Source organism: Asticcacaulis sp. (assembly GCF_035497195.1).
GTDB lineage: Bacteria > Pseudomonadota > Alphaproteobacteria > Caulobacterales > Caulobacteraceae > Asticcacaulis.
In genome coordinates this window covers 51,554-67,499 of the sequence record NZ_DATJDZ010000027.1, presented here as the reverse complement: position 1 = coordinate 67,499, position 15,946 = coordinate 51,554, and the positions used below count along the sequence as shown (strand labels likewise).

The following is a 15,946-nucleotide window of genomic DNA, read 5'->3' as shown; positions in this document are numbered from 1 at the left end:
CAAGCCATCCAGCCCAAAATCGATGCAGGGATAACGGGATATGGCAAATTATCCCAAATGGTGAGATTAATGCGGAATTTTTCTAAGATCAAGCAAGTGCGCGCCAGCGTTATCAAGGGCGGCGAAGGCGGCGGCGGCGCCGACTATCACGATCAGGGCGAAGGCCACTGGATCGATAACCACATCGCCACCTCGATGGGGCGTTATCCCGAATATCGCCAGAGCCGCAAATCCTTCGGCATCAATGTGCTCGGCACCCTGGTGGTCGAGATCGAGTGCGAAGACGGCACTACCGGTTTTGCGGTCACCACTGGCGGCGAACCGGCCGCCTATATGGTCGAAAAGCATTTCGCCCGCTTCCTCGAAGGCCGCGACCCGTTCGACTATGAAACCATCTGGGACCAGATGTATTTCGCCTCGCAATATTACGGCCGCAAGGGTCTGGTGGTGAACGCCATTTCCGGCGTCGATCTGGCCCTGTGGGATCTGATGGGCCGCCTGCGCGGCGAGCCGGTCTATCATATGCTCGGTGGCGCCGTGCGTAATGAGTTACAATTCTATGCCACCGGCGCCCGTCCGGATCTCGCCAAGCAAATGGGTTTTATTGGTGGCAAGCTGCCTCTGTTGCACGGTCCGATCGAGGGCGATGAAGGTCTCAAGAAGAATGTCGAAATCCTCGCCGACATGCGCGCCAAGTGCGGCGATGATTTCTGGCTGATGTATGATTGCTGGATGGCGCTGGACGTAAACTACGCCACCAAATTGGCCCATGCCTGCGCCCCGCATGGCCTGAAGTGGATCGAGGAAGCGATTTCGCCCGACGATTACTGGGGCTATCAGCAACTGAAGAAGAATGTCCCGCCGGGAATGCTGGTCACCACTGGCGAGCACGAGGCCACCCGCTGGGGCTTCCGGATGCTGATGGAAATGGACTGCTGCGACCTCATCCAGCCCGATGTCGGCTGGTGCGGCGGCATCACCGAACTTTTGAAAATCTCGGCCATGGCCGACGCCAGGGGCATCATGGTCGTGCCGCACGGCTCTTCGGTCTATTCGTACCACTTCGTCATTACGCGCCACAATTCGCCCTTCGCCGAATTCCTGATGATGGCGCCCAAGGCCGATCATGTAGCCCCCATGTTCCACCCGCAATTGCTGGGCGAACCGGTGCCGGTCAATGGCCGTTTGAATGTCTCAGCTCTGGATAAGCCGGGCTTCGGGGTCGAACTGAACCCTGACGTCAAGCTGTTCCGCCCGTACACGCATTAGAATTTAACAACGAACCACACGAACCGTTTATCCATACCTTCCCCTCTCCCCTCACGAGGGGAGAGGGGAAGGCGAGTTGCAATACCTAAAGGACTAACCCATGAAACTCTGCCGCTACGGTCCCAAGGGCCAGGAAAAGCCCGGCGTCGTCGATGCCGATGGCCGCATCCGCGATCTGTCTGCCCTCGTCGGCGATATCACCGCCAATGAAGTCCGCCTGTCGCAACTGGCAAAACTCAGAGCCGCCGACCTGAACGCCCTGCCGGTCGTCGAAGGCCAGCCTCGCTACGGCGTGCCCGTGGCCAATATCGGCAAGATCATCGCCGTCGGTCTCAACTATGCCGACCATGCGGCCGAATCCAACCTGCCGGTGCCGCCTGAGCCGATCTATTTCACCAAGGCGACCTCCTCGCTCTGTGGCGCCAATGATGACGTCATGAAGCCGCTGGATTCGACCAAGATGGACTGGGAAGTCGAGTTGGGCTTCATCATCGGCAAGACCTGCCGTTATGTCGACGTGAAAGACGCGCTCGATCACATCGCCGGTTATGTGCTGGTCAATGACGTGTCCGAACGCGCCTTTCAGAAGGAGCGCGGTTCGCAATGGGTCAAGGGCAAGGGCTGCGATACCTTCTGCCCGACCGGCCCCTGGCTGGTCACCGCCGATGAACTGGGCGATCCGCAAAACCTCGACATGTTCCTCGATGTCAACGGCCAGCGGATGCAGACCGGCAACACGAAGACCATGATCTTCCCGGTCGCCGAAGCCCTGGCCTATATCAGCCGCTTCGTGACCCTCCAGCCGGGCGATCTGGTCATCACCGGCACCCCGCCGGGCGTCGGCGAAGGCAAGAAGCCCAATCCGATTTACCTGCAACACGGCGACACCATGCACCTGGGCGTTTCCAAGCTCGGTGAACAGAAACAGACCGTCGTGCCCTTCTCGTTGGCGGGCCTGGAGATTATTGAGTAACATGTACGCAGATCGTTTCAAGGGCCGCACGGCCATCGTCACCGGGGCCGCTTCGGGCCTCGGCAAGGCCGCCGCCGCCCGCATCGTCGCCGAGGGCGGCCAGGTCGTCCTGTGGGACCTCAATGCCGAAGCACTGGAAGCCGCCAAAATTGACACCGGTGCCATCGCTGTATTCGCCGTCGACGTCTCCAATCTAGAAGCCGTTTCCGCCGCCGCCAGGAGCAGCGCCGACGCCCTCGGCAAGATCGATATCCTGATCAATTCCGCCGGCATTACCGGCGCCACCGTGCCGGTGTGGGAATTCCCGGTCGATAGCTGGCTGAAGGTGATGGATATCAATCTCAATGGCCTGTTCTACTGCTGCCGCGAGGTCATCCCCTTCATGCTCGATCATGGCTATGGCCGCATTGTCAATGTCGCCTCGGTGGCCGGCAAGGAAGGCAATCCGAACGCCTCGGCCTACTCGGCCTCCAAGGCGGGCGTGATCGGCCTGACCAAGAGCCTTGGCAAAGAACTGGCGCAGAAGGGGGTGATCGTCAACGCCCTGACGCCCGCCACGTTCGAGTCGCCCATTCTCGCGCAACTGCCCCCGTCGCAGGTCGATTACATGCGCGGCAAGATCCCGATGGGCCGCCTCGGCGAAGTCGAGGAGAGCGCCACCATGGTCACCTTCATGGCCTCGGAAGAATGTTCCTTCACGACCGCTTCTGTCTTCGATACCTCCGGCGGACGCACAACCTATTAAAGGGGAGAGGACATGGCCATAAAGCGATTTGTGGACACCCATGTCCACCTCTGGCAACTGGAGCAGCTACGTTATCCGTGGCTGACCCCGCCCTTTGCCGATGATGGTCCGAATGGCAGCGTCGAGGCCATCGCCACGGATTACACGCTGGCTGACTATTTGGTAGACGCCGCCGGCTACCCGGTCGAAAAGATCGTTCATATCGACGCCGGCGCCCATGCCGATGACGCGCTGGCGGAAACGGAATGGCTGCAATCCCTGGCCGATGACGGCGGCAAGCCCAACGCCATCATCGCCTTCGCCGCGCTCAATGATCCGGATGTCGAACCGCTTCTGGCGGCGCACGCCGAGAACGCCAATGTGCGCGGTATCCGCCACATCCTCAACTGGCACGCTGATCCAAAGCGCACCTATACGCCGCGCAACGTGCTCGATGACGACGCCTTCGCGCGCGGCTATGCCCTGCTGGCGAAATATAACCTCTCTTTCGACCTGCAAATATACCCTAACCAGATGAAACAGGCGGCGGCGCTTGCGGCGAAGCATCCGGATATTCCCGTCATCCTCAATCATATGGGGATGCCGGTTGACGCCGACCTGGCCGAATGGCGCGAGGGGCTGGCCGCCCTGGCCGCCCTGCCCCATGCGGCGGTCAAGATTTCCGGCATGGGCTTTGTCGATCGCCAGTGGACGATGGACTCCGTGCGCCCGCTAATCCTGCAAACCATCGAGACATTCGGCCCTTACGCTTGCGCCTTCGCCAGCGACTTCCCAACCGACAAACTGTTCAATACCTACGGCAAGGCGCTGGACGCCTACGACGACATAACCAAAGACTTCAGCGACGACGAACGGGACGCCCTATTCGCCGGAACGGCTGAGCAAATCTATAAAATATAACAACATTCAGGAAACACAGATGAACCCCAACCCGCTCTTAGGCGTCTTATTTCACTGGCTAGGCGGCCTGTCTTCCGCCAGCTTCTATGTCCCCTACAAACGCATCCGCTTGTGGTCATGGGAAATCTTCTGGCTGACCGGCGGCATCTTCTCGTGGCTTCTCGCCCCCTGGATCGGCGCCTTTATCGGCAGCAAGGACCTGATCAATGTGCTCGCCTCCGTGCCATCGCACACCCTGCTGATCTGCTATCTGTGCGGCGCCGGCTGGGGCCTCGGCGGTTTGACGTTCGGCCTGACCATGCGCTATCTCGGCCTGTCGCTCGGCATGGCGGTGGCGCTCGGTCTGACGACGGTTATCGGCACGATGGGGCCGCCGATCTTCCGCGGCACCCTCGGAGCCCTGGCCTCGACCTCCAGCGGTCAGATCACCTTCCTCGGCATCGCCGTCGTCGTTGTCGGCATCATCATCGTCGCCCTGGCCGGCGGCGCCAAGGAAAAGCAACTGGCCAATGTGTCCGGCGATGCACAAGTGCCGGATCGCGGTGAGTTCCACCTGAAAAAGGGCATCCTGATCGCCCTGTTCTCCGGCGTCATGTCGTCCTTTTTCGCCTTTGGCCTCGATGCCGGCGGTCCGATCCGCGAAGCGACCGCCGCTGCAGGAACCGGCCCCTTGTGGGTTGGACTGCCCGTGCTGTGCGTGGTGCTGGCCGGCGGCTTCACCACCAACTTCATCTGGTGCGCCTGGCTGATCCTCAAGAACAAATCGGCCGGCGAATGGACCGGCAAGACAGCCGCCGCTTCCGATATCAAGACGCCGCTGCTGGCCAACTACCTGCTGGCGGCGCTCGGCGGCACTTTGTGGTACTTCCAGTTCTTCTTCTACACAATGGGCGAAAGCCAGATGGGCAAGTACGGCTTCTCGTCGTGGACCCTGCACATGGCCTCGATCATCCTGTTTTCGACCCTGTGGGGCTTCGCGCTCAAGGAATGGAAAGGCACCGCCAACAAGACCCAGTTCATGGTCTGGCTCGGCATCGGCACCCTGGTGATCTCGACCGTGATCATCGGCGTCGGCAATATGCTGGCGACTTGATCCGGCAGCCCACTTCAAATACATCTTGAAACAACCGGATATGGCGATATAGCCTTATCCGGCAGAAGAATCAGCGGGCGTGGCGAACGGCGTCATCAGAAAGACATTATTTTTTCGCCCATAGGTAAATGATCTCGCAGTGTGTGGCTATGCCGGGGCATGCCTTCTGCGGATACATTTCGAAAAACGGCGGGAATTCAGCGGCATGTCCATCGGGAAAAACATCATCATCGCCGGGCTTGGTCTTGGACTGGTTCTTCTGGCTGCCTGTGGCGGCGGATCGGGCGGCTCGGTGTCTTCCGGCGGCGGTTCCTCGTCGAGCAGTTCTTCCTCGTCCAGCAGTTCGTCATCGTCCAGCAGTTCGTCTTCGTCCTCTGCCTCCAGCAGCAGTTCCTCCTCCGCCTCGACAAGTTCCGCGGAACCGACCGATGGCGTCCTGACCCAGGTGTCGAATTTCGGCAGCGATCCCGGCCAGCTTGATATGTTCGTATATAAGCCCGCCGGCCTGACCGCTAACCGCCCGGTTGTCGTTTTCCTGCACGGCTGCGGCTCGCAAGCCTCGCAATATGACAACGAGACCGGCTGGTCGAAATGGGCCGACCAGATGAAATTCATCCTGATCTTCCCCCAGACCACCACGGCCCAACCGGACGACTGCTTCCGCTATTATCTGCCCGAACATCAGATGACCAATGCCGGCGAACCCCTGTCCGTCATCCAGATGGTCAATTGGGTGCAAACCCATTACAATACGGATCCGAAGCGCATTTTTGTGACCGGCTTTTCGGCCGGCGGCGCCATGACCAATATCATGCTGGCCACCTATCCGGATGTTTTCGCCGCTGGCGCGCCGGTTTCCGGCGTCCCTTACCAATGCACCGGAAGCACACCTGGCATTGACAATTGTCTGAAGGGGAACCTCACCCTCACCGCGAAACAGTGGGGCGACAAGGTACGCGCCGCCCGTCCGGGTTACAGCGGTCCGTGGCCCCGCGTCTCCATATGGCAGGGCGTCGATGACGGCGTGATCAATCCGATCAACGCCACCTGGACGATGGAACAGTGGACCAATGTCCACGGCCTCACCCAGACCCCGCAAACCAGCAACACCGTAAGCGGCAAGCCGCACAGGGTGTATGGCGCCAGCCAGGTTGAAGTCTATGATGTCATCGGCACAGCCCATCAGTTCCCCATCAAACCTGGGACAGGCACGGAAGACTGCGGCAGCGGAAATGTCGGTCAGAACAATGGCATCTGTGCGTCACTCTATATCGCCCGCTGGTTCGGGCTGGATAAATAGCCTGACGCCAGGTTTATGAAGGCCGAAACCTGCGCCGTCCGCCAGTCGGCATCACGGCCGAGTTCCGTCGCCATGATTTCAGCGACACGCGGCGCGATGGCCATGCTCACCGCCGCATCCAGCAGCAAGGCGCGCAGACGCCGGGCCAGGATATCCTCAACTGTGCGCGCCTGCTCGAAGCGCACGGCCCAGCGGACCTCGGCTTCATTATAGGGCAGGTCCGGATGCAGTTTTGTGTTCGCGCCAGACAAGGCCTCGACGGCGGTTCCGTCGCTGCCATAAATGCCGTCATTTTCCGCCCAGCCATGCAGGTGTAGTTCGGCGGTTACGCTTTTTCGCGGCGGCAGGCCGGCTTCGCTCATCGCCAGATCGATCGTATCCTCGCCCATGCGGCGATAGGTGGTCCATTTGCCGCCGATCAGGGTGATCAGGCCGCTGTCGGAAACCACCAGTTGATGTTCACGGGACAAGGATTTGGTATCTGCGGCGCCGCCCTTCACCAAAGGCCGCAAGCCGGCGAAAACGCTGAGGATATCCGAACGCTGCGGCGCTGGATCGAGATATTCGCCCACGGTCTTCAGGATGAAGTTAATCTCGGACTCCAGTGCACGCGGCTCCAGGCTGATTTCCGGCACCGGCGTATCCGTGGTGCCGATCAGGGTCCGGTCATGCCACGGCACCGCGAACAGCACCCGGCCATCGGCGGTTTTCGGCACCATCAGCGCCGTATCGCCCGGCAGAAAGCGGCGGTCCACAACAATATGTACGCCCTGGCTCGGCGTCAGCAGAGGGGCGATATCAGGCTCATCCAGTCGCCGAACCGCATCAACGAAGATGCCCGTGGCGTTGATCACCACGCGGCCTCGCACTTCCTGCGTTGTGCTTGTTTCGCTGTCGGTAAACCGTACCCCCGTCATCTTGCCCCCGGTTTTCAGCAAGCCGGTGACCGGTGCGGCATTGAGCGCCACCCCGCCCTGATCTTCCAGTGTGCGCATAAGGGTGATCGCCAGCCGGCTGTCGTCGAACTGGCCATCAAAATAGAGGAGGCCGCCCTTGAGATTCGCGCGTTTCAGAGTGGGAATATGCGCCAGCGTCGCCTTGCGCCCGAGCGGACGGCTGGGGTGCAGATTGAACTTGCCCGCCAGCAGGTCATACAGCTTGAGGCCGATACCATAGAAAGGCCAGCGCCAGAACTGATAGGTGGCAATCAGGAAACCGAGATCATGGACAAGATGCGGTGCATTTCGTTTCAGCAAACCCCGTTCATGCAGCGATTCATGCACCAGATGGATATGCCCCTGCGCCAGATAACGCACCCCGCCATGCACCAGCTTGGTCGAACGGCTGCTCGTGCCCTTGGCATAGTCATGCGCTTCCAGCAGCAGGGTTTTGTAACCGCGCGAGGCCGCTTCTAGCGCCGTGCCGAGGCCGGACGCACCGCCACCGATAACGATGACATCCCACAGGATATCAGCCGTCGCCCTGGCTAGCAGGGCGGGACGCGGATCGCTCAAACACCATCCTCCCAATGCGCGCTGCGGCTGACCGCCTTGCGCCATCGCGCCATCTTTGCCGTGCGCTCGTCCATGCTGATGGCCGGTTCAAAAACGCGATCGACCTGCCATTGTGCCCGTAACTCATCGGCAGATGACCAGTAGCCGACCGCCAGCCCGGCCAGATAGGCCGCCCCCAGCGCCGTCGTCTCAGTGATCTTCGGCCGCACGACCGGCACGCCGAGGATATCGGCCTGGAACTGCATCATCAGGTTGTTGTTGCTGCCGCCGCCATCAACCCGCAATTCACTCAAGATGACGCCAGAATCCGATCGCATCGCGTCAAGCACCTCGGCCGACTGGAAGGCTATAGCTTCCAGCGCCGCGCGGGCGATATGTGCTTTTGTACTGCCGCGTGTCAGGCCGATGATCGTGCCGCGGGCGTAGCTGTCCCAATGCGGCGCGCCAAGCCCCACAAAGGCCGGCACCAGGCACACCCCACCGCTGTCCGGCACCGATGCCGCCAGCGCCTCGACCTCGCCGCTCGACCGGATGATCCCCAGGCCGTCACGCAGCCATTGCACCACCGCGCCGGCGACAAATACCGAGCCTTCCAGCGCATAGGTGCGCGTCTCGCCCAGTTGCCAGGCCAGGGTCGTCAGCAGCTTGTTCTGACTGGGCACCGCCTCGCCCGCCGTATTCATCAGCATGAAACAGCCGGTGCCATAGGTATTCTTGGCCATGCCACGCTCAAGGCAGACCTGCCCGAAGGTCGCTGCCTGCTGGTCACCCGCCATGCCGGCGATGGGGATGCGGGCACCGAACAGGCCCTGCGCTGTCTCGCCATAGACCTCGCTGTTGGCCCTTACCTCCGGCAGCAATGCGCGCGGAATGTCGAGCAGCGCAAGCAATTCATTATCCCATTCCCCGCTATGGATATTAAACAGCAGGGTCCGGCTGGCATTGCTGGCGTCGGTGATATGCAGCGCCCCGCCGGTCAGGTTCCACACCAGCCAGCTATCGATGGTGCCAAAAGCCAGTTCACCGCGCACCGCCCGCGCCCGCGCATCCGGCACCGTATCGAGTAGCCACTTGATCTTGGTGCCGCTAAAATAGGCGTCCAGCCGCAGGCCTGTCTTCTGCTCGAACAGCGGTTCAAGCCCTTCAGCAATCAACTGATCGCAGATGCCCGCCGTCCGCCGGTCCTGCCAGACAATGGCGTTGTGGATCGGCTGGCCGGTGACGCGATCCCAGATCACCGTCGTTTCGCGCTGGTTGGTGATGCCAATGGCGGCGATGTCACTGGCCCGCAATCCGGCAGCCGTCAAGGCCTCCTGCGCCACGCCCATCTGGGTGCTCCAGATTTCGCGCGCATCGTGCTCTACCCATCCGCCATGCGGGAAAACCTGGCGAAATTCCTTTTGCGCGATTTTCATGATATTGCCGCCACCATCGACAATAATGGCCCGGCTTGAGGTCGTCCCCTGATCAAGGGCCAGGATATAACGGCTCAATCCGCGACCTCTTCCTGCCAGACCTTGCGCGCCGCGCCTTCGGGATCGTTCCCGACATGGCAGGTTGAATTGATCAGCATGACCGGGCGATCCGTGGTGTTGTAGCGCGGCCAGTCGGGCTGCCCGGGCGCCGACGGTTTGCCGTCACGGGCAAAGCTCGTCCAGAAGGCGCTCATATGCTTCGAGGCCTCCACCACACCGGGACCGGTGCCTTCCAGACCTGGCTGATCCGTATTGAAGAACATCGCAGCTATTTCGGTGGCGTGACCGGCCTTGAGCGTCGTGTTCGTGCCCGGTATCGGATAGTTGGATTCATAATCATAACGATAGCGATAGACAGGCGCCGGTTGCAGCGATTTGCGATCCGCCGCCGTAGCTGATTCCGCCCCAAACCAGCGCGCCGAGGCAATGGCGATGTACAGTTCGCTTGGTGTCGCTTTTGGGTAGATCGCGCGATAAACGGTCAGCAGCCTGTCGGCGTCGCCGGCGAATTCAATCGCCATTCGGGCCTTCAATCCGGCCTCGTCAAGCGTGAAAGTATCTGGCCGCCCCATATTGAAAAAGGTGGCTTCCTCGCGGTTATGACCGACAATCAGCGGCACATCGGCCATCAGCGGCGAGGCCACCGGATCGAACGGATCATGTGGCAGAACCATGCCATCGACCACAGGACCATAACCGCCGGGAACCGGATATCCCGCCGTATGCAAGAGGCCTGAGCGCGGCACGGGAGATGATCCATCCGAAGGGAGCGTCATCGCCCCCTGCCCCTGCTCCGCCGCCAGTTGGATGGCCAGGATCTGTTCGGCGGGAGCATCGGCCAGCTTGTGCAGCGCGTTCGGCGCGATACCGAGGCCTTTCAGCACACGCCGCGCGGTTTCCGTCGCCATTTCCTTCGGCATCCGCCGCAGGGCCGCACCGCTCTCGATACTGGCCTTGTGGAACAGGCCCTTCGCCGCCGGCATGGCCAGGAGCGTGCCAACCTTGAAGCCGCCGCCGGATTCGCCGAAGATCATGACATTCTCCGGATCGCCGCCGAAGGCCGCGATATTGGTCTTTACCCAACGCAGCGCAGCCACGATATCGAGCATCCCCTGATTGCCGGAGGTCGCCCAATCCGCGCCGCCCAGTTCACCGAGATAGAGATAGCCCAACAGGCCCAGCCGATGATTGATGGCGACCACCACCACATCATAAACCGCCGCCAACCGCGCGCCATCCTGCGCCGTCGATCCGCCCGATCCGCTGGCGAAACCACCGCCGTGGCAATAGAACATCACCGGGCGTTTCTTGCCGTCATTCACCGCTGGCGTCCAGACATTGAGCACCAGGCAGTCCTCGGCATAGGCCGGCTCCTGTTCGCCATAGGTCGAATGCGCTTTTTGCAGGGAAGGCGCGCCGAGATGCGTAGCATCGCGCACACCGGTCCACGGTACGACCGGCGGCGCTTCGCAGAAACGCCCCGCGCCCGTCACCGGTCCGGCATAGGGAATGCCTTTGAAGGCCAGGGCGCAACGGCTGTGTCCGCCCCTCAGCCGGCCGTCGGTAATCTCGACATTTACGTCAGGGCCGGTAGTCACCGTGGAGCGCGATACCGCTTGTGCGCCGGCGACGGGGATAAGCCCGAACGCCCCTGCCGCCGCTAGGCCGCTGCCTAAAAGATGCCTGCGAGTCCACATTTTGTCCTCCTGATTTTACCCGATTTTTCAGACTCATAACATGAGCGCGACCGACTGCGCACGGATTTAATGACATTAATATGATACCATACCGCAATACAGTCTTCGGGTGTATTTGTGACGTCAACGTCTCAAAATACACTTTTGAATTGTCAAGACGGCCGAAAAAAGCCTATTTCCCATAACGGGCCTTCCGCAATCATATATATGTCAATTAATTGGTTAGATTACCTCTGGTAATTGAGCTAACGGTTAAGACAACAGGAGCAGATCAATGAGCGGTGCAACGGGCGCGGCCACCGAAATCATCCCGGTCGTGTTTGACGGGCATAGTGGCAGCCTGCATCGTCCGTCTGTCCAGGGCGGCAATGGAGCGGCGATCATTATCTGTGCGCCGGCCGGCCGGGACGCCCGCTGGACCTACCGCGCACTTTTCCAGTGGGCTGAACGTCTTGCCGCCAGTGGGTATATCGTTCTGCGCTATGATCTGCTTGGCGAAGGCGACTCTCTCGGTCTCGATGATGCGGCGGACCAATGGGCCAGCTGGACAAAGGGCGTAAGGCAGGCGGCTGATTTTCTCAGAGCGCAGACAGGCGCGGCGCAACTGTTCGTGTGCGGCCTGCGTATCGGCGCAACCCTGGCCTGCGTCACGGCAGAAGATGTCAAACCGGACGGTCTTATCCTGTGGGACCCGCTGTCTACAGGCAAGGTGTGGCTGAAAGAACTGCGTCTGGCCTACGCCATGCAGGCGGGCGCCCATTTCGATGAGGAGACAATCGAATGCAACGGCCTCTATCTATCGGCGGCGACCATTCAGGCACTGGAATCCGTCAACATAATCAAGGAAGGCGTCACATGGCCGCCTCTTCTTCTGGCCAGCCCCGTCGGCGCCAAAAGGCTTCTGGCCGCTTTTGGCGCCCAGGCGGAATCGACACAGTTTGCAGGCTACGCGGCATTTTTCAAGGATTCTTACGTCAACCAGGCCCCGGCCGAACTGTTTAATTCGACGCTGCAATGGCTTGAAAAGCAGCTTGCCTTGCCGTCATCGTCTGTTGCTCCGGTCGTTGCGGCTGGCACTCTGCAAACCAGCGACTGGCGAGAAGAGCGGGTGTGCTTCGGGCCGGGTCTGCGCGGAGTTCTTTGTCTGCCGGCTCGAAAGACCGGCGTGCAGGCTGTCATTTTTGGCAATACCGGCGGCGATCCGAGAGCCGGCGTGGCCAATTTCTCAACCCGCGCCAGCCGCCTTCTGGCGGCCGAAGGCATTGCCGCGCTCCGTTTCGATTTCGCCGGTTTGGGCGAAAGCGAGGGCAGCGATGTCCACGTCTATGAGACGAACCGCACCGAAGAAATGCGCGCCGCTGCCGCCCTGCTGGCGGAACGTGGGTTCGGCGAAGTCACCACCGCCGGTGTCTGTACTGGCGGTTTTCACGCTGTGCGCGCCGTTGTGGAAGACAGTGGCATCAACCGTGCCGTGGCCATAAACGCCTGGCTGGTCTGGGAGCCCGGCCGGGATCTTGACCGGGCGGCGCATGTCGAATCCATGCGGTCCGTCTATCTGCGCGCGCCCGTACAGGCCCGTAAATGGATGCGTATCGTGCGTGAAAGCTGGCATACAATCGTAGTCTCGCGTCTGGCCGGTTTGCAGCGGGCGCTCTTTCCCCGGCCGGCGGCGCAGGCCGCCCGGACATTGTTCGTACGCGCCTCCGCACGCAATGCCCATATCCATATCCTTGCAGGTGCAATGGACCGCTCACTGGAAGGTCTCGAACACTTCGGCGCCCGGGGCCGCTGGCTCACCCGGCAGCGAGGCATTTCGATCACCATACTGCCTGACCTGGATCACGCCCTGACCACGAAAAAGAGCCAGGGCGAGGCCGTGAAAGAACTACTCTCCTTTATCAGGGCCAATACGCCCCTGGCTGGCCCTGCAACAGGGCGTCCTACCCAATCCGCTGAAATCGGCTTCCGTTTCAAAGAGACGCCAGGCACGACCGTTATGCCGGAAGCTCGACCAGAAACCTGACAAATCGGAACGAACCGGCGTCAGGCGCCGCGCAACGGCCCGCCATTAAAGATCAGGCTGAGCAGGCGTGAGCGGCAAACAACCAGATAGACCAGCCAGCAACAACCGAAGCTGCCCACCGTCGTCAGCGTGATGGCCACCAGCGGATTGAGGCGCAGGGATATCCACAGGTCGTTGAACAGCAACACGAATACAATATGCCATATATAAATGACATAGGACGCATCAAGCAGCCGGGTAATAACCGGATGCGTGCTGTTCGCCCAGCGGTGCATCGCGCTGAGGAAAACCCGCGTCGCCAGCATCCCGACCGGCAAGACGTTAAGCTGTTCCAATACCATCAGCGGAAGCGTTTTTGAATCGGCCAGAATAACGAAGGCCGCCGTCAGCACCACCGTCAGTCCGATCGTGAACAGGGAAGGTTTGAGATACCATTCGAAGGCCTTGGGCCTCAGGAACATAAACGAACCAACGAAGAAAACGGGCGCATACATTATAATTGTCCGGTATTCAAATGTCTCGAAAAGAAACGCCCAATTCCCCACCAGCTTGGCCGCGACGGTCGAGGCCAGTCCCAGCGGTGCAAGGCCCGCGACAAGCAGCCACCAGCATACCGCCGTGTTCTTGTCGATCAGGTCGAGGAAACGTTCCGGCAGCAAACCAAACCGCCCTTTCCTGTGCAGCGTGATCAGGATGGCCATGAAGGCCCCCACCACCAGCAGCGTCGCCAGAAACCACCTGTGGGACAGCCATTGCGGACCGGGCGAGGTCATTTGCTGCACCCAGAACTGCCACGGCGGCAAGCCGGTCCGGACGGGTGAAATGGCGACCGCCATGACCTCCAGCGGCACGAGGATAAGCCCGCCCAGTATAAGGGGAAAACCAAGCCGTTTGGCCTGCTGGGTAAACCAGTTTAGCGCCGTCGTCCGCTTCAGGATCAGCATCGAAAAATAGCCGCTGATGAAGAAATAAGCGAACATCCGAAAAGCGTGCAGACACATGAAGATCACGGTCGCTATCCAGGAGCGCTCCGGCGCGGATATAATCATATCCGCCTTGGCATTGAAAACCATAGCGGCATGAAAGGGTATGCCGAGAAACAGCATCAGCACCCGTCCGGTGTTCAGGAAATGCAGCGGCACCGCGACGTCCTTGTCGCCATCAGCGTGACGCAAGGCCTCAAGGACGTCCACTGATTTTGTTTCCCAGTCATTGGGCAGGAAACCGAGATATTCTTCGACCGCCAGGGAGGTCACGACGTAGGACAGGGAATCGCCGGCCAGGGTGATAAACGTACTGTCGCCGGTGACTGTTTTGGCGCCGGTCAGGGTCGTGAAAATCGTGGTGATGCTATCCCACCGGCCATTGGCCGCCGTTTCGTTCACCGCGTTCGCCGGTGGATGCTTTTCGGCGGCCAGGCGGATCAGGGCCTGGTAATCCGGCTTTCCGCTCGGCAACAACGGTATCTCCGCCACGGACAAAATTTCGATGAGGAACGCCGGCAGGCCATAGGTTTCCGTCAGCCAGCCAACCAAAGCCCCCTGATCATCCAGCCCACCGGGCACCGCGACGACCAGGCGCTCGTCGGTGCCCGTACAGATCGTCCCGGCGGCCCGTTCGCGTACCTGCGCCTGCAATTCGTCGAGATTCAGGCGGATGCCGAAAGGCTTGATGAAACGTGAACTGCGCCCGACGATACGGTAAAGCCCGTTGGCCAGCCTGATAGCGATATCACCGGTTTTCAGGCTGTCCTGTGTTTCGTCCGTAGCCAGCGCGCCCGGCCCCTCGGCGTAGCCCATCATGACATTCGGCCCGGCGTAGATCAACTCACCCGCCGTTTCGGGCGACACGATGGTCGCTCCCGTCTCGTCAATCAGGGACAGGACACCGCCCGGCACGGCACGGCCGATGCTGTCGGGGTGGTCTATAGTGTGCTCCGGCGGCAGATAAGTCATGCGCGGCGCCGCCTCGGTCTGGCCATACATGACAAAGAACCGCCAGCCCTTGCCTTGTCCAAGCTCGGCCATCCGGCGCACGATATCCGGCGCCAGACGCCCGCCAGCCTGGGTGACATAACGCAGGTTCGGCTGGGCGGCCCAGTCGCTCGTTCTGTCGAGCATTTCAAAAATGTAGGGCACGCCTGCGAAACTGGTAGCGCCCTGCGCCTCGAACATCGGCCAGAAACCCGGCGTTGTGACCGAGCTTTCCGTCAAAATGAGTGAAGCGCCGCAGGCCAGGTGAGAATGAATGACGGACAGACCATACGAGTAGTTGAATTTCAGCGTCGTGATCGCCCGTTCCGTGGCGTCAAGTTCCAGATATTCGGCAATGGCCGTGGCGTTGGCATGAATATTGTGGTGCGACAGTTTGACGAACTTTGGCGAACCTGTGGAACCAGATGTCGATAATAGCAAGGCGAGATCGGGATGCAGGGCGATCTCGTCATCGTGACGCCGCTCGATCACGGACGGACCAGGCGTCTCATGACGGACGACGGCATGGGGGCGGTAAATCTCGATCAGGCCTTTTACGCGGGCCTCTTCGCCTTCACCGAACAGATGCACGACATGGCCGGCCCGCAGACAGCCGATATAGGCCGTCACCGCCTCGATGGTATTGCGAGCCTCAAGAAACACCAGGCGGCGTGAAGGGCCGACCCTCGCACCGACAGCATCGGCATCCCCGATCAGTGAAGCATAAGTGATATGGCGGTCGCCCTCTATCAAGGCGATATTATCGGCGAACCGCGCCAGATTATTATAAAATAAAACGCTCCCCACAGGGCCGCCGTTTTTATCTATACTTTCGGATGACTTTCGCTCGTTCCGCATTCTCTGCCCCTGCTGCCGCAGTTTTTTCAATACCGCAGCCTGTCGTTTATTATAACCAGCCCGCGACATCGCCCTTGCCGGTATCCAAGCACAGGCAGGTCTGTTATGCAAGATAAGGGCCAGTAT

The 15,946-nt window shown here is 60.5% G+C and carries 11 protein-coding genes; 7 read left to right on the top strand and 4 right to left on the bottom strand.

The window, feature by feature from the left end; genetic code table 11:
• Positions 1-69: 69 nt before the first annotated feature.
• The 6 genes from rhmD to VL130_RS16140 all read left to right on the top strand — a co-directional run bounded on the left by rhmD (position 70) and on the right by VL130_RS16140 (position 6,280).
• On the top strand, positions 70-1,269 hold the full coding sequence (gene rhmD / locus VL130_RS16165; RefSeq protein WP_325364395.1) for an L-rhamnonate dehydratase: 1,200 nt from the start codon (positions 70-72) through the stop codon (positions 1,267-1,269).
• A gap of 100 nt (positions 1,270-1,369) precedes the next feature.
• Positions 1,370-2,242 carry a fumarylacetoacetate hydrolase family protein gene (locus tag VL130_RS16160; RefSeq protein WP_325364393.1) on the top strand — a complete coding sequence of 291 codons (873 nt, stop codon included), beginning with the start codon at positions 1,370-1,372 and terminating at the stop codon, positions 2,240-2,242.
• A gap of 1 nt (position 2,243) precedes the next feature.
• Complete coding sequence (locus VL130_RS16155) at positions 2,244-2,987, top strand: SDR family NAD(P)-dependent oxidoreductase (RefSeq protein ID WP_325364391.1); 744 nt, start codon at positions 2,244-2,246, stop codon at positions 2,985-2,987.
• Positions 2,988-2,999: 12 nt separating this feature from the next.
• A complete protein-coding gene (locus VL130_RS16150; protein WP_325364389.1) occupies positions 3,000-3,887 on the top strand; it encodes an amidohydrolase family protein in 888 nt (295 codons plus the stop codon).
• A gap of 19 nt (positions 3,888-3,906) precedes the next feature.
• Positions 3,907-4,980: an L-rhamnose/proton symporter RhaT gene (gene rhaT / locus VL130_RS16145; RefSeq protein WP_325364387.1), complete on the top strand. Its 1,074-nt coding sequence runs from the start codon at positions 3,907-3,909 to the stop codon at positions 4,978-4,980.
• A gap of 205 nt (positions 4,981-5,185) precedes the next feature.
• Entirely contained in the window at positions 5,186-6,280 is a 1,095-nt protein-coding gene (locus VL130_RS16140; RefSeq protein WP_325364385.1) for a PHB depolymerase family esterase, read from the top strand.
• Here VL130_RS16140 and VL130_RS16135 read toward each other — a convergent pair.
• From VL130_RS16135 to VL130_RS16125, 3 genes are read right to left on the bottom strand one after another with little or no spacing between them, the layout of a single operon-like run.
• The gene (locus VL130_RS16135) at positions 6,247-7,794 is read right to left on the bottom strand and encodes a glycerol-3-phosphate dehydrogenase/oxidase (RefSeq protein ID WP_325364383.1); all 1,548 of its coding nucleotides are present in this window, start codon (positions 7,792-7,794) and stop codon (positions 6,247-6,249) included. The genes VL130_RS16140 and VL130_RS16135 overlap by 34 nt on opposite strands.
• Positions 7,791-9,287 (bottom strand): glycerol kinase GlpK, encoded by a 1,497-nt coding sequence (gene glpK / locus VL130_RS16130; RefSeq protein WP_325364381.1) that lies wholly within the window; start codon positions 9,285-9,287, stop codon positions 7,791-7,793. Before glpK ends, VL130_RS16135 begins: the two co-directional genes overlap by 4 nt.
• On the bottom strand, positions 9,284-10,966 hold the full coding sequence (locus tag VL130_RS16125; RefSeq protein WP_325364379.1) for a carboxylesterase/lipase family protein: 1,683 nt from the start codon (positions 10,964-10,966) through the stop codon (positions 9,284-9,286). The genes glpK and VL130_RS16125 overlap by 4 nt, the downstream gene beginning before the upstream one ends.
• 274 nt (positions 10,967-11,240) lie before the next feature.
• Between VL130_RS16125 and VL130_RS16120 the strand changes: the two genes are divergently transcribed.
• Positions 11,241-12,989, top strand: a complete 1,749-nt coding sequence (locus VL130_RS16120; protein ID WP_325364377.1) for a serine aminopeptidase domain-containing protein — start codon at positions 11,241-11,243, stop codon at positions 12,987-12,989.
• Between the two features lie 20 nt (positions 12,990-13,009).
• Here VL130_RS16120 and VL130_RS16115 read toward each other — a convergent pair whose 3' ends face one another.
• Positions 13,010-15,769, bottom strand: a complete 2,760-nt coding sequence (locus VL130_RS16115) for an AMP-binding protein (protein WP_325364375.1) — start codon at positions 15,767-15,769, stop codon at positions 13,010-13,012.
• Between the last annotated feature and the right edge of the window lie 177 nt (positions 15,770-15,946).

Coding starts and splice junctions, on each gene's coding strand:
- rhmD (WP_325364395.1), top strand. CDS start 70: ATGCGGAATTTTTCTAAGATCAAGCAAGTGCGCGCCAGCGTTATCAAG.
- VL130_RS16160 (WP_325364393.1), top strand. CDS start 1,370: ATGAAACTCTGCCGCTACGGTCCCAAGGGCCAGGAAAAGCCCGGCGTC.
- VL130_RS16155 (WP_325364391.1), top strand. CDS start 2,244: ATGTACGCAGATCGTTTCAAGGGCCGCACGGCCATCGTCACCGGGGCC.
- VL130_RS16150 (WP_325364389.1), top strand. CDS start 3,000: ATGGCCATAAAGCGATTTGTGGACACCCATGTCCACCTCTGGCAACTG.
- rhaT (WP_325364387.1), top strand. CDS start 3,907: ATGAACCCCAACCCGCTCTTAGGCGTCTTATTTCACTGGCTAGGCGGC.
- VL130_RS16140 (WP_325364385.1), top strand. CDS start 5,186: ATGTCCATCGGGAAAAACATCATCATCGCCGGGCTTGGTCTTGGACTG.
- VL130_RS16125 (WP_325364379.1), bottom strand. CDS start 10,966: ATGTGGACTCGCAGGCATCTTTTAGGCAGCGGCCTAGCGGCGGCAGGG.
- VL130_RS16120 (WP_325364377.1), top strand. CDS start 11,241: ATGAGCGGTGCAACGGGCGCGGCCACCGAAATCATCCCGGTCGTGTTT.